General features: G+C 56.6%; 19 protein-coding genes. 4 read left to right on the top strand and 15 right to left on the bottom strand.

Translation table 11 applies throughout. The annotated features are described in order from the left end of the window. Positions 1-73 precede the first annotated feature (73 nt). Both yjfN and INF61_RS16325 read left to right on the top strand, forming a co-directional pair. Positions 74-349 carry a DUF1471 family protease activator YjfN gene (gene yjfN / locus INF61_RS16330; RefSeq protein WP_017694671.1) on the top strand — a complete coding sequence of 92 codons (276 nt, stop codon included), beginning with the start codon at positions 74-76 and terminating at the stop codon, positions 347-349. Between the two features lie 170 nt (positions 350-519). Further along, the gene (locus INF61_RS16325) at positions 520-2,451 is read left to right on the top strand and encodes a methyl-accepting chemotaxis protein (protein ID WP_023302959.1); all 1,932 of its coding nucleotides are present in this window, start codon (positions 520-522) and stop codon (positions 2,449-2,451) included. Here the strand turns inward: INF61_RS16325 and INF61_RS16320 are convergent. Continuing rightward, positions 2,448-4,070 carry an isovaleryl-CoA dehydrogenase gene (locus INF61_RS16320; RefSeq protein WP_040117115.1) on the bottom strand — a complete coding sequence of 541 codons (1,623 nt, stop codon included), beginning with the start codon at positions 4,068-4,070 and terminating at the stop codon, positions 2,448-2,450. The genes INF61_RS16325 and INF61_RS16320 overlap by 4 nt on opposite strands. Positions 4,071-4,265: 195 nt before the next feature. Between INF61_RS16320 and INF61_RS16315 the strand changes: the two genes are divergently transcribed. Then, complete coding sequence (locus INF61_RS16315; RefSeq protein ID WP_193547920.1) at positions 4,266-5,540, top strand: MFS transporter; 1,275 nt, start codon at positions 4,266-4,268, stop codon at positions 5,538-5,540. Positions 5,541-5,631: 91 nt separating this feature from the next. Here INF61_RS16315 and rlmB read toward each other — a convergent pair whose 3' ends face one another. The 14 genes from rlmB to nnr all read right to left on the bottom strand — a co-directional run bounded on the left by rlmB (position 5,632) and on the right by nnr (position 21,400). Then, positions 5,632-6,363 carry a 23S rRNA (guanosine(2251)-2'-O)-methyltransferase RlmB gene (rlmB, locus tag INF61_RS16310; protein ID WP_015572470.1) on the bottom strand — a complete coding sequence of 244 codons (732 nt, stop codon included), beginning with the start codon at positions 6,361-6,363 and terminating at the stop codon, positions 5,632-5,634. Positions 6,364-6,427: 64 nt separating this feature from the next. Then, complete coding sequence (gene rnr, locus INF61_RS16305; RefSeq protein ID WP_032104769.1) at positions 6,428-8,869, bottom strand: ribonuclease R; 2,442 nt, start codon at positions 8,867-8,869, stop codon at positions 6,428-6,430. A 38-nt stretch (positions 8,870-8,907) separates the two neighbouring features. After that, positions 8,908-9,333 (bottom strand): nitric oxide-sensing transcriptional repressor NsrR, encoded by a 426-nt coding sequence (gene nsrR / locus INF61_RS16300; protein WP_003855998.1) that lies wholly within the window; start codon positions 9,331-9,333, stop codon positions 8,908-8,910. A 192-nt stretch (positions 9,334-9,525) separates the two neighbouring features. Continuing rightward, the gene (locus INF61_RS16295) at positions 9,526-10,824 is read right to left on the bottom strand and encodes an adenylosuccinate synthase (RefSeq protein ID WP_003855997.1); all 1,299 of its coding nucleotides are present in this window, start codon (positions 10,822-10,824) and stop codon (positions 9,526-9,528) included. Between the two features lie 103 nt (positions 10,825-10,927). Continuing rightward, positions 10,928-11,125, bottom strand: coding sequence for a DUF2065 domain-containing protein (locus tag INF61_RS16290; protein ID WP_003855996.1), 198 nt, complete (start codon positions 11,123-11,125; stop codon positions 10,928-10,930). A 71-nt stretch (positions 11,126-11,196) separates the two neighbouring features. Next, entirely contained in the window at positions 11,197-12,201 is a 1,005-nt protein-coding gene (gene hflC, locus INF61_RS16285) for a protease modulator HflC (protein ID WP_003855994.1), read from the bottom strand. A 2-nt stretch (positions 12,202-12,203) separates the two neighbouring features. Beyond that, positions 12,204-13,463, bottom strand: a complete 1,260-nt coding sequence (hflK, locus tag INF61_RS16280; RefSeq protein ID WP_193547919.1) for an FtsH protease activity modulator HflK — start codon at positions 13,461-13,463, stop codon at positions 12,204-12,206. Positions 13,464-13,519: 56 nt separating this feature from the next. Next, positions 13,520-14,800 (bottom strand): ribosome rescue GTPase HflX, encoded by a 1,281-nt coding sequence (gene hflX / locus INF61_RS16275; RefSeq protein WP_003855991.1) that lies wholly within the window; start codon positions 14,798-14,800, stop codon positions 13,520-13,522. Between the two features lie 74 nt (positions 14,801-14,874). Continuing rightward, positions 14,875-15,186 (bottom strand): RNA chaperone Hfq, encoded by a 312-nt coding sequence (gene hfq, locus INF61_RS16270; RefSeq protein ID WP_003855990.1) that lies wholly within the window; start codon positions 15,184-15,186, stop codon positions 14,875-14,877. Between the two features lie 85 nt (positions 15,187-15,271). Further along, a complete protein-coding gene (gene miaA / locus INF61_RS16265) occupies positions 15,272-16,222 on the bottom strand; it encodes a tRNA (adenosine(37)-N6)-dimethylallyltransferase MiaA (RefSeq protein WP_017383956.1) in 951 nt (316 codons plus the stop codon). Then, complete coding sequence (mutL, locus tag INF61_RS16260; RefSeq protein WP_193547918.1) at positions 16,215-18,059, bottom strand: DNA mismatch repair endonuclease MutL; 1,845 nt, start codon at positions 18,057-18,059, stop codon at positions 16,215-16,217. The genes miaA and mutL overlap by 8 nt, the downstream gene beginning before the upstream one ends. A gap of 9 nt (positions 18,060-18,068) precedes the next feature. Continuing rightward, positions 18,069-19,406 carry an N-acetylmuramoyl-L-alanine amidase AmiB gene (gene amiB / locus INF61_RS16255; protein WP_015572465.1) on the bottom strand — a complete coding sequence of 446 codons (1,338 nt, stop codon included), beginning with the start codon at positions 19,404-19,406 and terminating at the stop codon, positions 18,069-18,071. Positions 19,407-19,422: 16 nt separating this feature from the next. Continuing rightward, the gene (tsaE, locus tag INF61_RS16250) at positions 19,423-19,884 is read right to left on the bottom strand and encodes a tRNA (adenosine(37)-N6)-threonylcarbamoyltransferase complex ATPase subunit type 1 TsaE (protein ID WP_003855970.1); all 462 of its coding nucleotides are present in this window, start codon (positions 19,882-19,884) and stop codon (positions 19,423-19,425) included. Next, entirely contained in the window at positions 19,877-21,400 is a 1,524-nt protein-coding gene (nnr, locus tag INF61_RS16245; protein WP_193547917.1) for a bifunctional ADP-dependent NAD(P)H-hydrate dehydratase/NAD(P)H-hydrate epimerase, read from the bottom strand. The genes tsaE and nnr overlap by 8 nt, the downstream gene beginning before the upstream one ends. On the opposite strand from nnr, the gene queG reads away from it, so the two are divergent. Continuing rightward, entirely contained in the window at positions 21,399-22,538 is a 1,140-nt protein-coding gene (gene queG, locus INF61_RS16240; RefSeq protein ID WP_193547916.1) for a tRNA epoxyqueuosine(34) reductase QueG, read from the top strand. The genes nnr and queG overlap by 2 nt on opposite strands. Positions 22,539-22,826: the final 288 nt, after the last annotated feature.

The raw sequence follows: 22,826 nt of genomic DNA, 5'->3' as shown, positions 1-22,826 counted from the left end.
GCAACAATGGAAATGAGTTTATTCGCGAAGGATTGCCCGGCGGATACCGGAGACACGTGAAAAGGAGCTGACGATGAAACGAACCCTTGCTTTAACGACGCTATTGCTTTCAGCGGGCCTGCTGAGCACCACGGCGCAGTCGGCCGAATTTGCCAGCGCGGATTGCGTCACGGGCCTGAACGAGATTGGTCAGATCTCCGTCAATAATATCACGGGAAGTCCGCAAGACGTTGAACGTGTCGTCGCCCTGAAGGCCGATGAACAGGGCGCATCCTGGTATCGCATCGTCCAGATGCAGGAAGATAACCATGTTAATCACTGGCGCGTGCAGGCCATTCTTTATGCATAATCCCTTCCGATAAAAGCCACTTAATTTTAGTGGCTTTTCACTTTTGCAAATTTTTTATCCCTCCCGAAACTTAATAAAAACAAATAGGTAACATTCAGTTACATTAAACAGATAAACGTTCTCTTCGCTCTGCCGTTGAACAGCCATCACTTTTCAATAATGAGCAATTTATGATCACCTTTTTCCGCCGGGCAGGTCTGGGCACGAAGCTATCGCTGCTAACAGGTGCAAGTGTCGCCACGCTTTTTTTGCTGTTCACTTTTCTGTTGAGCCACAACGCCAGCCAGCAGCTTGAAGATCTTGCGGTTGAAGACCTGCATAACCAGTCCACCGGCATGGTGGATATGGTAGAGATGTTCAACACCAGCCTGAGCGAAGAGGTTGAAAGCTATACCCGTCTGTTCACCACCTTTTTGCCACAGCCGCTGAACAGCGACAGCAGCCAGAGCCGGACCATAAACGGGCTTACCGTTCCTCTGCTGAAAGGCGGCGAAACGGAGTTGCATGAAAACAATACGCTTTCTGATGACTTCCTGAGCCGAACGGGCGCCATCTCGACGCTGTTTGTCCGCAGCGGTAACGATTTTATCCGCGTGGCCACGTCGCTGCGCAAAGAGAATGGCGACCGCGCCATCGGAACCGTTCTTGATACCACCAGCCCGGCATTTGCGGCTGTCACCAAAGGGGAGGTCTATCGTGGCCTCGCGCTGCTGTTCGGCAAGCGCTATATCACGCAGTACCAGCCTGTTAAAAATGCGGAAGGCCAGGTTATCGGGATTATCTTTGTCGGCGTGGACATCACCCATTCGTGGAACGTCATGCGCGAGAAAATCCTTAACCGTCGTCTGGGCGAGAGCGGCCACTTCTTTGTACTGGATCGCAGCAGCGGCAAAACGCGCGGACAGTATCTGTTCCATGCCAGCGATGAGGGCAAACTGCCCAACTGGGACACGGCGACACAGCAGCAGCTTCTGAGTGATAAAGCCGGCACGCTGGAGCGCGTGAGCGCAGATGGCCGTACGCTCAAAGTTGCCTACACGCCGCTGCCGGGCTGGAACTGGACCATCGTGGGTGAAGTGGATAAAGCCGTACTGCTTTCAAGCGTCACCACGCTGCGCGATCGCTTCCTGATCGCGGGCGTGGTGCTATCCGCGCTCTTCGCGGGCCTGTTCGTTATCCTCATTCGCCGGATGCTAACCCGCCCACTGCGCGCAGTGATCGCGCTTGCACGGCAGTATGCCGCAGGCGATCTGCGCGCCAGCCTGCCGGTAACCCGCCAGGATGAGGTCGGCCAGCTGATTGATGCCATCAACGGGATCGGGGGCGGCCTGCAAAAAATTGTGTTGCAGGTCCGCGAGGCCGCAAGCGAAATCCATCTGGGGACTAACGCGCTGGCTTCAGATACCGGCGAGATCTCTGAACAGATCAACAAGCAGGCCAGCAGCGTTGAGGAGACCTCCGCCAGCATGGAGCAATTAGCCGCCACCGTGCAGCAAAATGCCGCCAACATGGAGCAAACGCAGCAGCTGGTGGGTGAAACCTCGCGCGCGGTGCATCAGGGTGGAGAGACGGTGACCCACGCAGTCTCCACCATGGATGATATTCGTGATGCATCGAAACGCATTGAAGACATCACCCGCGTGATTGAGTCCATCGCTTTCCAGACCAATATCCTGGCGCTCAATGCGGCGGTTGAAGCGGCGCGGGCGGGCGAGCACGGGAAAGGTTTCGCAGTGGTGGCGCAAGAGGTGCGCGCCCTGGCCGCACGCAGCGCCAATGCGGTAAAAGAGATTGAACAGTTGATTGGCGACACGCTGAACAAGGTGAGCGAAGGCCATGCGCTGTCTGAGCAGACGCGTCTGGCGATGGATGCCATCATTGTTCATATCGATAACATCAGCCAGCTTGTCACCGAGATCAACCACGCCTCCCGCGAGCAGTCTGCGGGGATTGGTCAGGTGAATCTGGCGATGACGCACATCGGTGAGGCATCGCACATCAATGCCGATCGCATCTCACGCAGCGAGCAGACGGCACAGACGCTGCGCGAGAAGGGTTCACATCTCACCCGGCTGGTGAGCCTGTTCCAGCTGAAAGCTTAACCGACCCGGCCCGTGGCACGCAGCAGCAGGTCGGTTTGCACTTGTTCGCTCATCAGCGTGCCGCCTCGGGTATCCAGCATCATGCGGCACCACGCCTGCGCCACGGGCGGCGATGCGTGCCGCAGCATCTGACTTCCGGCCCCGAGTAAAAAGAGCTGCCGCGCGATCTCCCTGCCCTGCGCTTCCTGCGGTTTACGCAGCTTCTGCTGTAGCTGCCGCCAGCTGCGATCGAAATGCCTGTCCTGGCCTTTGACCTGCGCGAAATCATCGGCGAGCAGGTCGAGAATACCCGACTGCTTCGCCAGCACGCGCAGTACATCCAGGCACATAATATTGCCAGAGCCTTCCCAGATGCTGTTGACGGGCATTTCACGGTACAACCGCGGAAGTTCACTCTCTTCGCAATAGCCTGCACCGCCCAGCACCTCCATTGCCTCTGCCACAAACGGTATGCCCGCTTTGCAGACGCTGTATTTTGCCGCCGGAGTGAAAAGCCGCGCCCATGCGGCCTCCTGCGGGTCGGTGCGGTTGTCCCACGCCCGGGCGAGTCGGAACAGCAGTGCCGTGTGTCCCTCCAGCACCAGCGCCATACGGCTTAGCACGTCGCGCATTAGCGGCTGGTCGATCAGATTTTTGCCGAAGGTCTGCCGCTGATGGGCATGATAAAGCGCCACCGAGAGCGCACGGCGCATCAATCCGTGGCTGCCAAGCGCACAGTCAAAGCGCGTCAGCCCGCCCATCTTCAGAATTTGCCGGACACCTTCACCCTCTTCGCCCAGCAGCCAGCCGTAAGCATCAAGGAACTCAGCCTCACTGCTGGCATTTGAACGGTTACCGAGCTTGTCCTTCAGACGCTCAAGGCGCACGGCATTACGTTGCCCGTCGGGTAAAAAACGCGGAACAAAAAAGCAGGAAAGCCCGCCCTTCGCCTGCGCCAGCACCAGATGCGCATCGCTCTGCGGCACGGAGAAAAACCATTTGTGCCCCACCAGCCGGTAACTGCCATCACTGCATTTCTCTGCTTTGGTGGTATTACTGAGTACGTCCGAACCGCCCTGCTTTTCCGTCATCCCCATACCGATCAGCAGGCCGCGCTTTTGCGCCCCCGGCGCGAGATGGGGATCGTAGCGATCGCTCATCAGCGGCGTTAACCAGTTGTCAAACGGTTTGGGCAGCGACTGTAGCAACAGCGGCGTGGCGGCGAAGGTCATGGTCACCGGGCATAGCGTTCCCGCCTCCACCTGAGCATGCAGCACAAAACGCGCGGCCCGGGCGACGAACGATCCTTTCCGCGCCTCCTCCTCCCACGCCAGGTTGTGCACCCGGTTGGCGCAAAGCCCCTGCATCAGAAGATGCCATGCCGGATGAAAGCGGACGTCATCCAGCCTCGCTCCCGTGGCGTCATAACGCAGCAGCTCCGGCGGATTAACGTTCGCCAGCCTGCCCAGCTCCAGCGACTCCGCCGTACCCAACTGCTGTCCGATGCTGGCAAGAAGATCCACATCCCACTCAGCCCCTTCGCGCGCTACCGCATCGCGCAGGGCGCAATCAGAGAGAAAAAGGTTGCTGTTCGATAGCGGTGCAGGTTGATTAAAAACGGTATGTGTCTGCCAGTGCATGCTGTCTCCCTCCTTTCATTGGCAATAAAGGTAAGTATGGACAGAGGGCATGCACGCTGCATGGGAGGGGGGTCACACGATGACGATCGTGTTGATATCATTCGTGAAATAGCTCACAGAACATAAGAATAAACTATTTCATTACTTCACCAATGCTGAATAATTTATTCTTACCCCGTTTATGTGAGGATCGTTATGCAACAGGATGCGCACAAGCGTGCATTAATTGCAGGCTCCATCGGTAATTTCATCGAGTGGTATGAATTTGCGGTCTACGGTTTTCTGGCAACGGTGATTGCCAGAAACTTCTTCCAGCTTGAGGGGGAAGCGGAGCTCACCAGCCTGATCCTCACCTGGGCCTCGTTCGCCATCGCTTTCTTCTTCCGTCCGCTGGGTGCAGTGGTCTTTGGCCGCATTGGCGACAGGATTGGCCGCAAACCGACGCTGATTATAGTGCTGGTATTGATGACGCTCGCCACCGCTGCCATCGGTATTGTGCCGGTCTACGCCAGTATCGGGATTGCCGCGCCGCTGATCGTTACGCTCCTGCGTATTCTGCAAGGACTGTTCGCGGGCGGTGAGTATGGCGGTGCGGTCTCATTGATGACGGAGTTCGCCCCGCGCGGCAAGCGCGGTCTTTACGGGGCATGGCAGTCCTTTACCGTGGCGCTCGGGCTGTTAGCGGGCGCAGGCATTGTCGCGTTGCTCTCTGCCCTGCTCTCCCCTGAAGCCTTGCACGACTGGGGCTGGCGCATTCCGTTCTTCCTGGCGCTGCCGATGGGTGCGGTCGCGCTATGGCTGCGGGTGAGCATGGAAGAGACGCCGAGCTTTGTGCAGCAACGGGAAAAACCGGTTGTTACTCAGGCCAGCACCGCCGCCACGTTCAAAACCATCCTGATGGGCATTGGCCGCGTGATGGTCTGGTCTGCGGCGGGTTATACCTATCTGGTGATTATGCCGACCTATCTGCAATCTGCGCTGCACACCGGTTTTAACCAGGCGTTACTGATTGCGGTGATTTCTAACATTGGGTTTGCGCTCACGATCATTCCGTCGGGCATGCTGAGCGACAGGATCGGGCGGCGCACGGTGATGATTATCGCCATCGTGCTCCTGCTGATCCTCGCCCTGCCGCTGCTGAAAATTTTGCAGGCGGAATCCAGTACGCTGGCAGTCAAAGCGATTGTGGTGCTGATTGCGGGGGGTCTGGTTGGGATGCTGGCAGGGCCGGGGCCGGCAATGCTGTCTGAGATGTTCCCGACGCGCGTGCGTTATACCGGGCTGGGGCTGGCCTATTCTCTGTCGAATGCGATCTTCTCGGGCTGTGCGGGGCTGATCATTACCGGGCTGATTAAAGAGACGGGCAATCTGGATATTCCGGCGTACTACGTGATGGCAACGGCGGTGGTGAGTATTTTCGCGCTGATGACGCTGAGAAAGGATGACCATTTACGGTCGTTAGAGGAGTGAGATTGTTGCCCGGTGGCGCTACGCTTACCGGGCCTACGGTACCATGCTTTTGTAGGCCGGGTAAGGCGAAGCCGCCACCCGGCACAACAGGCTACCCGCGCTGACGCACCGCTTCAAACAGGCAGATACCCGTCGCAACAGAAACGTTCAGGGACGATACGCTGCCCGCCATTGGGATGCTGATCAGCTCATCGCAGTGCTCGCGCGTCAGACGACGCATACCTTCGCCTTCCGCTCCCATCACCAGCGCCATACGGCCGGTCATTTTGCTCTGGTACAGGGTGTGATCCGCTTCACCGGCTGTTCCTACGATCCAGATATTTTCTTCCTGCAACAGACGCATGGTGCGCGCCAGGTTAGTCACGCGGATTAACGGGACGTTTTCCGCCGCGCCGCAGGCGACTTTTTTAGCGGTAGCGTTAAGCTGCGCGGAGCGATCTTTTGGCACAATCACCGCATGCACGCCTGCTGCATCGGCGCTACGCAGGCACGCGCCCAGGTTATGTGGGTCGGTTACGCCATCGAGGATCAGGAAGAACGGGTTCTCCAGCCCGGCGATCAGATCCGGCAGATCGTTCTCCTGATACTGACGGCCTGGCTTCACGCGCGCGATAATGCCCTGGTGTACAGCACCTTCGCTTTTTTCATCCAGATACTGGCGGTTCGCCAGCTGGATCACTACGCCCTGCGCTTCCAGCGCGTGGATCAGCGGCATCAGACGTTTGTCTTCACGCCCTTTCAGAATAAAAACTTCCTGAAAACGCTCCGGCGCGCGCTCCAGCAGGGCCTGCACCGCGTGGATGCCGTAAATCATTTCACTCATTGATGGTTCTCGTAATAAATATTTTCCCTCTCCCTGTCAGGGAGAGGGTCAGGGTGAGGGGAAATTACTCCGCCTGCTGTTTCTTCGCCGCGCGCTTCGCTTTGGTCGCGGCCGCTATTTTTTGGGTCTTGGTCGACGGTTTTTTCGCTTTACGAGCGTCTTTTTTCGCCGCCTTGGGCTTCTGTTTCTTCTCACCACGGAAAGCGCTGTCTGGCTCAAAGTTTACTCTTTTACCTGCCTGACGTCGCTTGCCGCCCGCTTTACCGTTGCCGCCTTTTTTCGCTTTCTCACGCTCGGTTTTGCCGACGTTACGCGGAGCACGTTCGCTGGAGATGAGGCTGAAGTCGATTTTACGGTCGTCCATATTCACGGCTTCAACCTTCACTTCCACCCGATCGCCCAGACGGTAGGTCTGGCCGCCGGATTCGCCGATCAGACGTTGTCCGACCTGGTCGAAGCGGTAGTAATCGTTATCGAGGCTGGAAACGTGCACCAGACCGTCGATAAACAGCTCATCCAGACGCACGAAGAAGCCAAAGCCGGTGACGCTGGCAATCACGCCTTTAAAGACGTTACCCACCTGATCCAGCATAAAGTCACACTTCAGCCAGTCCGCCACGTCGCGCGTCGCTTCATCCGCACGACGCTCGGTCATGGAACAATGCTGGCCCAGTTGCAGCATCTCTTCCATGGAGTAGTGATACCCTCCGGTTTCGGTCGTGTTGCCTTTATGACCCTGCTCGTGCGCCAGCAGATACTTGATCGCACGGTGCAGGGACAGATCCGGATAACGGCGGATCGGCGAGGTAAAGTGCGCGTACGACTGTAACGCCAGACCAAAGTGGCCCCGGTTTTCAGGATCGTAAATCGCCTGCTTCATGGAGCGCAGCAGCATGGTTTGCAGCATTTCCGCGTCAGGACGATCGCTGATGGATTCCAGCAGCTCGGCGTAATCGCGTGGCTCAGGCTTATTACCGCCAGGCAGCTCCAGACCGAGTTCAGCCAGCACGGAGCGGAACGAGGTTACGGCTTCCGTGGTTGGCTTGTCGTGAATACGGAACAACGCAGGCTCTTTGGCTTTCTCAACGAAACGTGCCGCCGAGATGTTCGCCAGGATCATACACTCTTCAATCAGCTTGTGCGCATCGTTACGCTGAGTCTGTTCGATACGCTCGATACGTCGCTCAGCGTTAAAGATAAACTTCGCCTCTTCACTCTCAAACGAGATCCCACCGCGCTCTTCGCGCGCCTGATCCAGCGTTTTGTAGAGGTTGTGCAGCTCTTCGATGTGTTTGACCAGCGGCGCGTACTGTTCGCGAAGATCCTGATCGCCCTGCAACATATGCCAGACCTTGGTATAGGTCAGGCGCGCATGAGAACTCATCACCGCTTCGTAGAACTTATAGCCCGTCAGACGTCCCTTGCTGGAGATGGTCATTTCGCAGACCATACACAGGCGGTCCACCTGCGGGTTGAGGGAACACAGGCCGTTGGAGAGCACTTCTGGCAGCATCGGTACAACCTGCGACGGGAAGTAGACCGACGTACCGCGGCTGCGCGCTTCGTTATCCAGCGGCGTGTGCGGACGCACGTAATAGCTCACATCCGCGATAGCCACCCACAGACGCCAGCCGCCACCGCGTTTTTTCTCGCAATATACGGCATCATCGAAGTCACGGGCGTCTTCACCATCAATGGTGACCAGCGGCAGATCGCGCAGATCCACGCGGCCTGCTTTGGACTCTTCCGGCACTTCTTCACGCAGGTTTTCAATCTGATCTTCAACCGCTTTCGGCCAGACATACGGAATTTCATGGGTACGCAGCGCCATATCGACGGCCATGCCGGTGCCCATGTTATCGCCCAGCACTTCGACGATTTTACCCACCGCTTTGGTGCGACGAGTTGGGCGCTGGGTGAGTTCCACCACCACCACAAAGCCCATGCGTGCGCCCATCACCTCTTCAGGCGGGATGAGAATGTCGAAGCTCAGACGGCTGTCATCCGGCACCACAAAGCCTACGCCCGCATCGGTAAAGTAACGGCCAACGATCTGGCTGGTTTTCGGCACCAGCACGCGGACCACGCGCGCTTCGCGGCGGCCTTTACGATCTGCACCCAGCGGCTGCGCCAGGATCTGGTCGCCGTGAATACACATCTTCATCTGTTCGGATGAGAGGTACAGGTCATCTTTACGGCCTTCCACGCGCAGGAAGCCGAAGCCATCGCGGTGACCAATAACGGTGCCTTTCAGCAGGTCGAGGCGTTCTGGCAGCGCGTAGCACTGGCGACGAGTAAAGACCAGTTGCCCGTCACGTTCCATGGCGCGCAGGCGGCGGCGAAGGGCTTCAATTTGCTCTTCACCTTCAATGTTCAGTTCAACGGCAAGTTCTTCACGATTGGCGGGTTTTTCGCGTTTTGTTAAGTGTTCAATGATGAACTCGCGGCTGGGGATAGGATTCGCGTATTTTTCGGCTTCGCGTTCCTGGAAAGGATCTTGTGACATGTCGGTTCCTCCGTTGTCAGCTCCGGTGGAAATTTTCTTCATTCCACCAGCAATAATTTATAAAGCGGTTGATTCTCTTCAACCAAATCGGCCAGCGTGTAGTTATCCAGTTCCTTGAGAAAACTTTGCACGGCCTTTGAAAGCGCCTGTTTCAGGCGGCAAGCGGGCGTAATGTGGCAGAACGCGCTGCTACAGTTCACCAGAGAGAGCGGCTCCAGTTCACGTACCACATCGCCAATACGGATACTCTGCGCCGGTTTACCGAGACGGATCCCTCCATTCTTCCCGCGGACGGCAGCAACGTATCCGGCACGACTAAGTTGATTGATTATTTTGACCATATGATTACGGGACACACCGTACACCTCTGTGACTTCAGAGATGCTGGTCATCTTCCCATCGGGTAACGACGCCATGTAAATCAGCGCGCGTAAGCCGTAATCGGTGAAACTTGTTAACTGCACATCAACCTCAGGAAAAAGGGAAAACGCGGTCAAACCGCAGAGATATTCATTAATGATGATAAACCAGCCAGATAGTTAGCGGCTAATTTATTTGACAGACGGGGCGAAAAAGCGGAGATCCAGGAGCGGTCGCCGGATGGCGCTGCGCTTATCCGGCCTACGGGTTTCCCCGCAGGCCAGCAGTCACGAAGATTATGCGTCGAACGGGTCGCGCAGGATCATCGTTTCAGTACGATCCGGGCCGGTAGAAATAATATCGATCGGCACTTCGGTCAGTTCTTCAATGCGCTTGATGTAGTCCAGCGCGGCTTTTGGCAGGCCACTACGCTCTTTCACACCAAATGTGGTCTCAGACCAGCCCGGCATAGTTTCGTAGATTGGCTCAATGCCTTCCCAGTCGTCAGCAGCCAGCGGAGTGGTGGTCACTTCGCGGCCATCAGGCATACGGTAGCCTACGCAGATTTTTACTTCTTTCAGGCCGTCCAGTACGTCCAGCTTGGTCAGGCAGAAGCCAGACAGGGAGTTGATCTGCACTGCGCGACGTACGGCAACGGCGTCCAGCCAGCCGGTACGACGACGACGACCGGTGGTCGCGCCAAACTCGTTACCCTGCTTGCAGAGGAACTCGCCGGTCTCATCAAACAGTTCGGTCGGGAATGGACCTGCACCCACGCGAGTGGAGTACGCTTTAATGATGCCCAGAACGTAATCGACATAACGCGGGCCCAGACCGGAGCCGGTTGCCACGCCACCCGCGGTGGTGTTAGAGGACGTTACGTACGGATAGGTACCGTGGTCGATGTCCAGCAGCGTACCCTGCGCACCTTCAAACATGACGAAATCGCCACGCTTGCGCGCCTGGTCCAGCAGATCGGACACATCAACAACCATACCGGTCAGAATGTCAGCAATCGCCATGACGTCATCCAGCACTTTCTGGTAGTCAACGGCTTCGGCTTTGTAGAAGTTCACCAGCTGGAAGTTGTGATATTCCATCACTTCTTTCAGTTTTTCAGCGAAGGTCGCTTTGTCGAAGAGGTCACCCACGCGCAGACCGCGACGAGCCACTTTATCTTCGTAAGCCGGGCCGATACCACGACCGGTGGTGCCGATCGCTTTCGCGCCACGCGCTTTTTCACGCGCCACGTCCAGCGCCACATGATAATCCAGGATCAGCGGGCAGGCTTCGGAGAGCAGCAGACGCTCACGAACAGGGATACCACGGTCTTCCAGACCTTTCATCTCTTTCATCAGCGCAGCGGGAGACAGCACAACGCCGTTACCGATGATGCTGGTGACGTTTTCGCGAAGAATGCCTGATGGAATAAGATGGAGGACGGTTTTTTCACCGTTGATTACGAGAGTATGGCCTGCGTTGTGACCGCCCTGGTAGCGTACAACATATTTAGCCCGTTCAGTCAGAAGATCAACAATCTTCCCTTTACCTTCGTCACCCCATTGGGTGCCCAGTACGACGACGTTGTTACCCATTTTTTCAAAATCACCGTTTGCTTAAAAATGGATTCTACCATCGCTTTTTCAGATATACAGCACTTTTTGACCCTAAAATATGCCAATTGCGGTTAGTTTTTGATCAGCCAATCGTTTTCCTCAACATGTAGTAGATAACGATACCGGCAACCACAAGACCACCGCCAAAACGACGCAAAATATTGTCCGGGAGTTGGCTCATTGTCGCGATCATCCGGCGCCATGCGCGCGGATAGAGCATCGGGCCGAGGCCTTCCAGCACCAAAACCAGGGCCAGTGCGAGCCAGATCGTGGAGTTCATTTTTCATCCTTATAAAAGAAAACCACCGCTCCGTGAAGAGCGGTGGTTTGAATACTCAAACGAGCCTGAGTTTATCGCGTTGCGTTGGTCGGCGTCTTCATATAACGGAAGAAATCGCTGTCCGGGCTGAGCACCATCACATCCTGGTTGCTCTTGAAGCTATTCTCGTAAGCGCGAAGGCTACGGATGAAGGCGTAGAAGTCTGGATCCTGGCTGAATGCATCAGCAAACAGTTTAGCCGCTTCGGCATCACCTTCACCGCGCAGGATACGACCCTGGCGCTCAGATTCCGCCAGCGTCTTGGTGACTTCATAGTCCGCTGCCGCGCGCAGTTTTTCCGCTTCTTCCTGACCCTGTGAACGGTGACGACGGGCTACCGCTTCACGCTCGGCGCGCATACGGTTGTAGATCGCCTCGGACACTTCCGCTGGCAGGTTGATCTGCTTGATGCGCACATCAACCACTTCGATGCCCAGCGCCGCCATACTGTTCGGGTTGATCACCGGCACTTTACCGTTGGTTTCAGCCTGAACACGTTCAGCCGCTTTGGCAATCGCATCGTCTGCCGCCGGGGTTTCAACTTCATCCTCGGTGCCCGCAGAGCCGGAGTTCAGCGCATCACGCACTTCCAGCGTCAGACGACCACGGGAGTCGGTCACAATGTCTTTCACATCCAGACGACCAATTTCAGAACGCAGACGGTCAGAGAACTTACGTTTCAGCAGCACTTCTGCCTGAGAAACGTCGCCACCCCCGGTTGCCAGGAAGTAGCGGCTGAAATCGCTGATGCGCCATTTGATATAGGAATCAACGATCAGGTCTTTCTTCTCTTTAGTCACGAAACGATCGGCCTGGTTATCCATGGTCTGGATACGCGCATCGAGCGTTTTCACTGACTGAATGAACGGGATCTTAAAGTGCAGACCCGGCTCATAAATCACCGGACGCTTGTCGCCATCACGCACGACGCTGCTGAACTGGAACTTGATCCCACGCTCGCCCTCTTTCACCACAAAGATGGAGGTGTAGAGCACGACCAGTACGATGATGATGATCGCAATAACTGACTTACGCATCCTTATTCCCCCTGACGCTGGTAGTCGTTACGCTGCGCGTTAGCACGGCGTTGGTCCATAATGTCACCATCGTTCGAAGAAGGCGTTGTGTTCGCGCTGGCGCTGCCAGACGAGGCCGGTGGCAGACGCAGCAGGTTGTTCGCACCGCTGTTGTCTTTTGCTGCCGGTGCAGAACCGCCTTTCAGCATCTGATCCAGCGGCAGGACCATCAGGTTTCCGCCTTTGTTGTCGTTAACCAGCACTTTACGCGTATGGCTCAGCACTTTTTCCATGGTCTCGATATAGAGACGCTCACGGGTAATTTCCGGCGCGGCTTTATATTCCGGCAGGATCTTCGCGAAGCGAGCCACTTCACCCTGTGCTTCCAGGATGGTCTGGGTCTTATACGCACGCGCTTCTTCCAGAATACGCTGCGCCTGACCGTTTGCACGCGGCTGAACTTCGTTGGTGTACGCTTCCGCTTCACGGATGTACTGCTGTTCGTTTTCACGCGCGGCAATCGCATCGTCAAACGCCGCTTTCACCTCTTCCGGCGGACGTGCAGCCTGGAAGTTGACGTCCAGCAGGGTGATACCCATGTTGTACGGACGGATGGTCTCTTCCAGCTCACGCTGGGTATCGCTACGAATAACGGTACGACCTTCGGTCAGGATACGGTCCATGGTGTATTTGCCGATCACGCCACGCAGGGCGCTGTCGGTTGCCTGACGCAGGCTGTCATCGGCGCTGGTCACGCTAAACAGATAACGTTCCGGATCGGTCACGCGGTACTGTACGTTCATCTCAACGCGCACCACGTTCTCGTCAGAGGTCAACATCACGCCAGAGGCGGCCAGTTCACGGACGGACTCCACGTTAACCGCGGTCACGTCATCAATGAAGGTTGGCTTCCAGTTCAGGCCCGGTTCAACCAGATGGCTGAACTTACCGAAACGGGTGACCACGCCGCGTTCTGCTTCTTTAATGGTGTAGAACCCGCTGGCTGCCCAGATGATTACCACCGCAGCGGCGACAATGCCCACCACGCGGCCACCCATTGGCGGGCGCGGACTCTGAGTGGAATTGCCACCCGAGCCAGAACCTTTTCCTCCGCCAAGGCCACCAAGCTTTTTGCTCAGTTTGCGGAAGATATCATCCAGATCCGGCGGCCCCTGCTCGCGACCACCTTTGTTGCCATTTCCCCCAGAGTTGCCGCCTTGATTATTGCTGCCTCCCCACGGGTCGCGGTCTTGTCCGTTATTACCGGGCTGATTCCACGCCATGTATATGCTCCATATTTGTTATGCAAGGGCGAATTTTTCAGGCTTCCCCTTTCTGATCAGACGATATAGTCCGCCAGCGCAGGTTCTTGTTTACAGAGGCGACGCCAGTCAACGATCGGCATACGCACCTGCATCCCCACGCTGCCGTCATCCTCCATCCACTCTTTTTCTATCGCCTGAAGCTGATAAAACCGGCTGCGCAGCCTGCCTTCCTGTGGCGGCAGTCGCAGCGTGTGCTGAGCTACCTCACCGGAAAGACGTTCTGTCAAAGCCTGGAAAAGCAGTGGCACACCAATCCCGGCCTGAGCAGACAGCCAGACCCGAATCGGTTTGTTCTCTTCGTCTCGGTCAATACGCGGTTCGAAATCGTCCAGCATATCGATCTTGTTCATCACCAACAGGGTGGGAATTTCGTGGGCGTCGATCTCTTCGAGCACCACGTTCACCGCGTCGATGTTCTCCTGCACGCGTACGTCCGCCGCATCAATCACATGCAGCAGCAGGGTCGCCTGACGCGTCTCCTGCAACGTCGCTTTAAACGCCGCGACCAGATCGTGCGGCAGATGGCGGATAAACCCTACGGTATCCGCCAGCACCGTTTCACCCACGTCTGCGACGTCAATACGGCGCAGGGTTGGGTCCAGGGTCGCAAACAGCTGGTCTGCGGCATACACCTGGGCCTCGGTTATCTGGTTAAACAGGGTGGATTTACCGGCGTTGGTATAACCCACCAGCGACACCGTTGGGATATCGGCTTTCGTTCGCGCCCGACGCCCCTGTTCGCGCTGTTTCTCTACACGTTCCAGACGTGAAAGGATCTGGGTTATACGCCCACGCAGCAAACGGCGGTCGGTTTCGAGCTGGGTTTCACCCGGGCCGCGCAAACCAATCCCGCCTTTTTGTCTTTCAAGGTGTGTCCAGCCACGCACCAGACGCGTCGCCAGATGGCGCAACTGCGCCAGCTCAACCTGCAACTTACCCTCGTGGGTACGCGCACGCTGAGCAAAAATATCTAAGATCAACCCCGTGCGATCGATTACACGGCATTCGCAGAGAGCTTCCAGGTTACGTTCCTGAGCCGGAGACAGCGCATGATCAAATAGCACAACGGATGCGCCGGTTGCTTTTACGGCATCCGCAATTTCAACTGCTTTACCTTCACCAACAAAGTACTTCGGGTGCGGCGCTTTACGGCTACCGGTAATCACCTGCATTGCTTCGACACCGGCGGAAGAGACCAGAGATTCAAACTCCTGGAGGTCTTCCATATCTTTGTCTTGCGAAAAATAGATGTGTACCAGCACCGCCTGCTCACCGGCGTCATAACGGTCAAACAAGCGTAAACCTCTCTAAAAAGATCAGCGGGGAACGCAGGATCCCTGGCTCCCCGTGTGGATAACAGCCCAAAACCTTATTCGGTTTCTTCGCTGTCCTGCGCTGGTGTTGAAGAACCCTGCGCGTTGCTGCCGTGATGGTAGTTACTGCCAGTGCCGCCGCCAGCGTTATTGCTGTGATGAGATACCGGACGGGACGGAACAACAGTAGAAATCGCGTGCTTATAGACCATCTGGCTGACCGTGTTTTTCAACAGGATCACGAACTGATCGAAAGACTCAATCTGACCTTGCAGCTTAATACCATTCACCAAATAAATAGAAACTGGAACACGCTCCCGACGCAATGCGTTCAGGAACGGATCTTGTAAAGATTGCCCCTTAGCCATTCTATCTTTTCCTTATATGCTTGTTTTGTACTTAGAACCTTGCGATTCTGAAAAATTGCGCACGATACGGCTTAATTGTACACATTCAGTCAGCGATATCACCAATAACCTCAATCACTTCGTTTAACGCCTGTTGTGGTTTTTCACTGTCTAACCAGTGAACACCCTCCCAACCGCGTAACCAGGTGATCTGGCGCTTCGCTAACTGTCTCGTGGCGCAAACACCTCGATAAACCATTTCATCGTATGAAATCTCACCTTCAAGATACGACCACATCTGGCGGTATCCCACACAACGAATGGAAGGCATGTCCGTATGCAAATCTCCACGGGCAAAAAGCGCCCGCACTTCTGCTTCAAAATCTGAAGCCAACATCTGATGAAAACGCTGCTCAATTCGTTGATGGAGCAGTTCACGGCTCGCCGGGGCGATGGCGAACTGATGCACCTGATACGGCAGAGCGTCTCCTGACGTTTGCGTCAGTTCCGTTAAAGTTTTACCCGAAATGAAAAAAACTTCCAGTGCCCGGGAAAGCCTTTGCGGATCGTTTGGGTGGATCCGCGCTGCGGCAACCGGGTCAATCTCTTCCAGTTGCCTGTGCAAAGCGTCCCACCCCTGCTCTGCCGCCTGCCGCTCAATCTTCGCTCTCACTTCCGGATCGGCCGATGGCAGAGGCGATAACCCCTCCAGCAGCGCCTTAAAGTAGAGCATCGTGCCGCCAACTAACAGCGGTATGCGTCCCGCGGCGGTAATCTCGGCCATCTCGGCTAAGGCGTCGCGGCGAAAATCTGCCGCGGAGTAAGCCTGTGCCGGGTCGAGAATATCCAGTAAACGGTGCGGTGCCGCACGCAGTTCGTCTGCGTTGGGCTTCGCCGTGCCGATGTCCATCCCTCGGTAGATGAGGGCTGAATCAACGCTAATCAACTCTACTGGCAAAACTTTACGTAACTCAATGGCTAACGCCGTTTTACCGGAGGCCGTAGGCCCCATTAAAAAAATCGCCTTTGGCAGGCTCGCCTTACTTACATCAGTCATGTTTCAGGGCGGTCATCGCCGTTTGTAAATCAACAGGTTGTAACAAACCACCTGGAGGCGCTTTCACCAGCTGTGGACAGAGGCGCTCCACCTCCGCCAGAACGGTAATCGCCTGCGCCATACTCCACGGTGCATGCTCGCTGGCCAGATGGCGGGCGATCCACTGCGCGGTATCGGCGGCATCAAACGTCGTTTGCTGCGCCAGGTAGCCTATCAGTTCAGGAATCAAGTTTTGTAAATTTTGTTGGCGTAAGGGTAAAGGCACTGCGCGAATTGTCACATGCTGCGCGTCCAGTACGATTTCAATCCCCATTTCGGCCAGTTGCGTCTGCACGCGCCGCAAAACCCCTGTTTCTTCAGGGGATATTTTCAGGCGAACGGGGATCAACAGCGGCTGCGCGCAGGCGGCATTCACCCCCGGGGTTAACTGCGCCTGTTTGAGCCAGCGCTCCGCCACGGAAAGCGCCAGCAACAGCAGTTTACCTTCGCGTTCAAGCAACGCCATGTCGGGAGCAATAATGGTCAATACCCGACCAAAACTCTGGCTATGCCCATCCAGAGAGGGGGTTGAAACCGTGATGTGCTCTTTATGCTCCACCGCCGGCGTATCCAGCAGTTTGCGGTACAGCGCCCCCTGCTGTTTGTGGTAGCCCGGCTGAGCGTTGGGATAGTTGGCACCGGTTGGTCGCGGCGCGTTGCCCGCCGGGGATAAACGTGGAGCAGTCGGCTCGCGCGCGACCGCCGGTTCGGCAAAATGGTTACGCCCGGCCGCCACGCGGTTTTCCGGCAGTGGGCGCGGCGCGGGCTCTTCTTTTGCCAGCGGCAACTCTGGCTCTGCCTGCTGCTGCAATACAGCGGCAACGCCCTGGTAGATGAAATCATGCACCAGGCGCGACTGGTGGAAACGCACCTCGTGCTTGGCGGGGTGCACGTTAACGTCAACCTGGTGCGGGTCGATCTCCAGATAAAGCACAAAGGCGGGCTGTTGATCGGCGCCGAGCTTATCTTCGCAGGCCTGTCGAATAGCGTGGTTAATCAGGCGGTCGCGCATCATGCGGCCGTTGACGTAGCAATACTGGATTTCTGCGAACGCGGCGCTGCTGGCGTTCGGATCGGCAACCCAGCCGCGCAGGGCCAGATCGCCATGCTGCCACTCAATGGCCAGCGCTTTTTCCAGAAACGGTGTGCCGCAGATGGCGCCCAACCGACGCTCCTTTTGTCCACCCTCCGCCACTGCGCGGTACTGGCGCATCACCTTACCGTTATGGCTGAGGTTGAGGGTGACATCAAAGCGCGCCAGCGCGATGCGGCGGATGATCTCGTCGATATGTCCGAATTCGGTCTTCTCGGTTCGCATAAACTTGCGCCGGGCGGGCGTGTTATAGAAGAGATCCAGCACTTCAAGCGTGGTGCCTACCGGGTGCGCCGCAGGTTTAACCGTGACGTCCATATCACGCCCTTCGGCGTAGGCCTGCCAGGCTTCCTGCTGGTCGGCCGTGCGGGAGGTCAACGTTAAGCGGGAAACGGAGCTGATACTGGCCAGCGCTTCGCCGCGAAAACCCAGGCTGATAATCGCTTCCAGATCGTCAAGTGAGGCAATTTTACTGGTGGCATGACGCGCCAGCGCCAGCGCCAGCTCGTCCTTTTTGATGCCACAGCCGTTATCACGAATGCGGATAAGCTTTGCGCCCCCGCGTTCGATATCAATATCAATGCGGGTCGCCCCTGCATCGAGGCTGTTTTCAACCAGTTCCTTCACCACCGACGCAGGGCGTTCCACCACCTCACCGGCGGCGATTTGGTTCGCGAGCTGCGGCGGTAGAACCTGAATCGGCATGAACTCTCCTTAATTAGTCGCGGTCATCTCACCCGGCAGCGCGGCGCTTGCCGTCTGGGCGGCCCCGCCCTGCGGCGCAGACTGAAGCGGATGCGCGTCAAAGTATTTACGCAGACCGTTATAAATCGCTTCGGCAATTTGCTGCTGGTAGCTGTCGCTGCCCAACAGGCGCTCTTCGCCGTTGTTACTGATAAAGCCCGTCTCTACCAGAATCGACGGAATATCCGGCGAACGCAGGACACCGAGGCTTGCATGCTCAGGGCGACGCTTATGCAGCGATCCAATGCTTTGCAGCTGGCTCAGTACGTTAGTGGCGACATCATACCCGACGCGCTGAGAATGACCGAACTGTAAATCCAGCACCGCCTGGCTGAGATACGGATCGGCCTGGCTGTTTGCCAGCACATCGCCTGCCCCGCCTAACAGTTCAGACTGCTTCTCGTGCTCTTCAAGCCAGTTCGCCATTTCACTGTTGGCGCGACGGTTCGACAGCACCCATACCGACGCGCCGGTGGCGTTACGGTTCGGCGCAGCATCCGCGTGAATCGACACCAGGAAGTTGGCGTTTTGCTTACGCGCCACATCCGAGCGTCCCATCACTGAAATAAAGTAATCTCCGTCGCGGGTCATGACCCCTTTAAACATCGGATCGTCATTCAGAAGCGCACGCAACTTACGGGCAATGGCGATAGTGACGTTTTTCTCCCGCGTGCCGCCCGGGCCAATCGCGCCAGGATCTTGCCCGCCGTGTCCGGCGTCGATGGCGATAATCACTTTGTCGCCACTGACCGGCGTTCGCCGCGCGCTGACCGCCGGACGCGTCACCGTATTGCTGCTGGTCACGGCGGTAAGTCGGTCATTTTGTGATTTAAACGGATTACGGGCTGGCTCAGACGGCCTTGGGGTATAAACCGGCGCCTCCACGCGTTTTGCTACAACAGGTGCAGGCGGTGGCGGCGGAACATCAGCATTAATGGTAAAGACCACCGTATAATTGGCGCCGTTTTGCTGCTTAACCGCCTTCGTCTTGCCCTTTTCGGTGAGATCGACCACCAGACGCAGAGACTGCGCATCCTTCGGCGTCCCCGAACGGATGCTTTTCACCAGATTGTTGCCGCTGAACTGGAGCGGCAGCCCCTGGATCACCCCGGTCTGTTTAATATCGAGCGCCACGCTGCGGCTGTCGATTTGTGAGAAAGCATATTCAGGATCGCCCATAAAGCTGAACGTAATACGGGCCTGGCTATCGCCATTCGACACCTGAATATCCGAGAGGCTGGCCGCCCCGGCCTGCGCGCACAGCAGGACCGTGGCAGCCAGCACCCAACCTTTAACGCGATTAATCATCCCGTTATCCCTACGCTCAACCGGCTAAACGCGCCAGTAAGGAACAGCCTGATGAGGAAACCGCACTGATGCGCGCCTCACGCCCTTGTGCCTGGTAATCTAAGTGAATTTCGACATCCGGGTCAGGCAGCACACCCGCACCTTGTTGCGGCCACTCCACCAGGCAGATGGCGTCGTTGGCAAAGTAATCGCGGATCCCCATAAATTCCAGCTCCTCAGGATCCGCAAGACGATATAAATCAAAGTGGTACACCATGATATTTTCAAGCGTGTACGGTTCTACCAGCGTATAGGTCGGGCTTTTTACGTTCCCGTTATGGCCTAACGCCTGCAAAAAGCCACGGCTGAAGGTTGTTTTACCCGCGCCTAAATCACCATACAGATAAATGACGGTCGCCCCCTGACAGGCCTGCGCCACGCGCTTGCCGAGATCTAAAGTGGCTTGTTCATCAGGTAAAGGAATCGCTCGATTAGTCATTTTCTACGTCAATCACATCCGGGTTAACAACACGCCGCAGCGTGCAAAAAAGATCGGTGGCCAGCATACCGCGCGTTCCGTAACAAGCAGCCAGCCTGTCAGCCGCCGCACCGTGGGCCACGCAGCCGGCACAGGCTGCATCATAAAGGGGAAGTTTCTGTCCGAGCAATGCGCCAATGATGCCAGAGAGCACATCGCCCATGCCGCCGCTCGCCATGCCTGCATTACCGGCATCAACGATGCCCATCGCACCATCGCTGGCGATAACGGTCCCCGCCCCTTTCAAAACGGCAACACCTCCGTAACGTTTTACCAGACGTTGGGCTGAAAGTAAGCGATCGCTTTCAATTTCTGCCACGCTACAGTTAAGCAGCCGTGCGGCTTCGCCGGGGTGCGGCGTCAGAATGCGATTGTGACGCTTATCCGGGTTTATTGCCAGAAGGTTAAGCGCGTCGGCATCCCAGAGCATCGGTTTACGAAAATTCTCGGCCTTTTGCAGGGCCTGTTTACCCCACTCCTGCTGACCCAGGCCCGGACCAATGACCACCACGTCCGCCCACTCAAGACCCTCTTCAATCGCCTGCGGGGTAAGCTCGTGGACCATCAGCTCCGGCCGCGCGGTAATAATGGGCGGGATGTTTTCGCTGCGGGTCAGCACGCGTATTAATCCGGCGCCGCTGCGCAACGCGGCCTCTCCTGTCATACGAATCGCACCTGCCGTGCCGCGATCGCCGCCGATAATCAGCAGTCGGCCATGGTCGCCCTTATGGGACGTGGGACGGCGCGGCGGCAGCCACTGTGCAAGCAGGGAGGCATCAAAGCGGGTGATGTGGGTATCCTGTCCGGCCAGCCAGTTTTCCAGCCCCAGGGCGTTGTGGTGTAACGTGCCCACGACATCCCGCGCTTTACCGGTCAGTAAACCCGGCTTCAGGGCGATAAAGGTCACGGTGCGCGCCGCCTCAATCGACACGCCCGGCGTCACGCCGGTTTGCGCCATCAGGCCGGAGGGAATATCCAGCGCTACCACCGGGGCGGAGTGCGCATTAGCGCGCGTAATCAGCGCGGCGACGTCATCGCGAGGCGCGCGCATCAGTCCCGTCCCCAGCAGACCGTCAACAATCACGTCGACATCCTCGGGCCAGACGATATCAGGCGCATGAATAATGCCCCCCGCATTCAGCCAAGCCTCTCTCGCCATGCCCGCTTCTTCCGGTAACGGCTTGTCGCTCTCCAGCGCCAGCAGGGTGACGCGCAGCCCCGCCGCCACCGCAAGACGAGCCACCACATAACCATCGCCACCGTTATTGCCGTGCCCGCACAGGATCAGATAGTGCGAAGCATTCGGATAAGCCGTACGCGCCACGTTAAACGCCGCCTCGCCCGCGCGCTGCATCAGTTCGTAAAGGGTAATGCCCAGGCTATCTGCGGCCTCTTTCTCGGCCCGACGGAGGTCATCCGCATGCCAGATGGAATGTGGTATACTTGCGGGGTTTTTCTTCACAGTATGGTCCGTCATGTCACAGCCCCTCGATCTCAATGAATTAGCGCAAAAAATAAAACAGTGGGGTGCTGAACTGGGCTTCCAGAAGGTCGGTATTACTGACACCGACCTCTCTGCCAGCGAGCCTAAGCTCCAGGCATGGCTGGATAAACAATACCACGGCGAGATGGAGTGGATGGCGCGTCACGGTATGATGCGTGCCCGCCCCCACGAGCTGTTGCCGGGTACGCTGCGCGTTATTAGCGTACGCATGAACTATCTGCCTGCTAACGCGGCCTTTGCGCGCACGCTAAAAAATCCTTCGCTGGGTTACGTCAGCCGATACGCTCTGGGACGTGACTACCATAAACTTCTGCGCAACCGTCTAAAAAAGCTCGGGGAAACCATTCAGCAGCACTGTGTTTCGCTGAATTTTAGACCCTTTGTCGATTCTGCGCCTATTCTTGAGCGCTCGATCGCCGAAAAAGCCGGGCTCGGCTGGACAGGTAAGCACTCACTTATCTTAAGCCGCGACGCGGGCTCATTCTTTTTCCTGGGTGAACTGCTGATTGATTTACCCCTGCCGGTAGACGGTCCGGTGGAAGAAGGCTGTGGTCGCTGTGTGGCCTGTATGACCATCTGCCCAACGGGCGCTATTGTCGAACCGTATACCGTTGATGCGCGCCGCTGTATCTCTTATCTCACTATCGAGCTGGAAGGCGCCATTCCAGAGGAATTTCGTCCGCTTATCGGCAACCGCATCTACGGCTGTGATGACTGTCAGCTGATTTGTCCGTGGAACCGTTATTCACAGTTGACGGACGAAGAAGACTTCAGTCCGCGCAAGGCGTTACATGCCCCGCAGTTGATCGAACTGTTCGCCTGGAGCGAAGCCTGGTTCCTGAAGGTGACGGAGGGTTCCGCCATACGTCGTATCGGCCACCTGCGCTGGCTGCGTAATGTGGCCGTTGCGCTGGGGAATGCCCCGTGGGATGAAGCAAATCTTCAGGCGCTCGAAAGCCGTAGAGGTGAGCACCCACTTCTTGATGAGCACATAGAATGGGCGATTGCGCAGCAAATTGAGAAGCGAAATGCGGGTGTGGTTGAAGTGCAGTTACCGAAGAAACAGCGCCTGGTCAGGGTGATTGAAAAAGGGCTGCCGCGGGATGTGTGATATATTCACAGGCTGTGAATAAAAATAAGAATTCAGGTGCCATCAGCTCTGGCAAACAGGTCAAGTGATCTCAATAACATTTTGAAATCAAATTTTCTTCATAAATTACAGGGAATTACGGAGATATTATTCACCCTGCTAACATTTTGTACAGACTGGTTTTAACACGGTTTCTGTGGATAACTCTGTTCACAAGAGTATTTCAGACATAATAGAAAACGTCCCCAACGAAGCACTTCGCTGTGGATAATCTGGAGATGAAGAAGAATTTGGAGCGGGAAACGAGAC

Origin of the sequence: Enterobacter cloacae complex sp. P18RS (assembly GCF_014982105.1) — a bacterium.
Lineage (GTDB): Bacteria > Pseudomonadota > Gammaproteobacteria > Enterobacterales > Enterobacteriaceae > Enterobacter > Enterobacter hormaechei_C.
This window is presented reverse-complemented; position numbering and strand designations above follow the sequence as displayed.

What these genes read in the sequence shown, in the direction of transcription:
- yjfN (WP_017694671.1), top strand. Translation starts at nt 74, where the DNA reads ATGAAACGAACCCTTGCTTTAACGACGCTATTGCTTTCAGCGGGCCTG.
- INF61_RS16325 (WP_023302959.1), top strand. Translation starts at nt 520, where the DNA reads ATGATCACCTTTTTCCGCCGGGCAGGTCTGGGCACGAAGCTATCGCTG.
- INF61_RS16320 (WP_040117115.1), bottom strand. Translation starts at nt 4,070, where the DNA reads ATGCACTGGCAGACACATACCGTTTTTAATCAACCTGCACCGCTATCG.
- INF61_RS16315 (WP_193547920.1), top strand. Translation starts at nt 4,266, where the DNA reads ATGCAACAGGATGCGCACAAGCGTGCATTAATTGCAGGCTCCATCGGT.
- rlmB (WP_015572470.1), bottom strand. Translation starts at nt 6,363, where the DNA reads ATGAGTGAAATGATTTACGGCATCCACGCGGTGCAGGCCCTGCTGGAG.
- rnr (WP_032104769.1), bottom strand. Translation starts at nt 8,869, where the DNA reads ATGTCACAAGATCCTTTCCAGGAACGCGAAGCCGAAAAATACGCGAAT.
- INF61_RS16295 (WP_003855997.1), bottom strand. Translation starts at nt 10,824, where the DNA reads ATGGGTAACAACGTCGTCGTACTGGGCACCCAATGGGGTGACGAAGGT.
- INF61_RS16290 (WP_003855996.1), bottom strand. Translation starts at nt 11,125, where the DNA reads ATGAACTCCACGATCTGGCTCGCACTGGCCCTGGTTTTGGTGCTGGAA.
- hflC (WP_003855994.1), bottom strand. Translation starts at nt 12,201, where the DNA reads ATGCGTAAGTCAGTTATTGCGATCATCATCATCGTACTGGTCGTGCTC.
- hflK (WP_193547919.1), bottom strand. Translation starts at nt 13,463, where the DNA reads ATGGCGTGGAATCAGCCCGGTAATAACGGACAAGACCGCGACCCGTGG.
- hfq (WP_003855990.1), bottom strand. Translation starts at nt 15,186, where the DNA reads ATGGCTAAGGGGCAATCTTTACAAGATCCGTTCCTGAACGCATTGCGT.
- miaA (WP_017383956.1), bottom strand. Translation starts at nt 16,222, where the DNA reads ATGACTGATGTAAGTAAGGCGAGCCTGCCAAAGGCGATTTTTTTAATG.
- mutL (WP_193547918.1), bottom strand. Translation starts at nt 18,059, where the DNA reads ATGCCGATTCAGGTTCTACCGCCGCAGCTCGCGAACCAAATCGCCGCC.
- amiB (WP_015572465.1), bottom strand. Translation starts at nt 19,406, where the DNA reads ATGATTAATCGCGTTAAAGGTTGGGTGCTGGCTGCCACGGTCCTGCTG.
- tsaE (WP_003855970.1), bottom strand. Translation starts at nt 19,884, where the DNA reads ATGACTAATCGAGCGATTCCTTTACCTGATGAACAAGCCACTTTAGAT.
- queG (WP_193547916.1), top strand. Translation starts at nt 21,399, where the DNA reads ATGTCACAGCCCCTCGATCTCAATGAATTAGCGCAAAAAATAAAACAG.
- nnr (WP_193547917.1), bottom strand. Translation starts at nt 21,400, where the DNA reads ATGACGGACCATACTGTGAAGAAAAACCCCGCAAGTATACCACATTCC.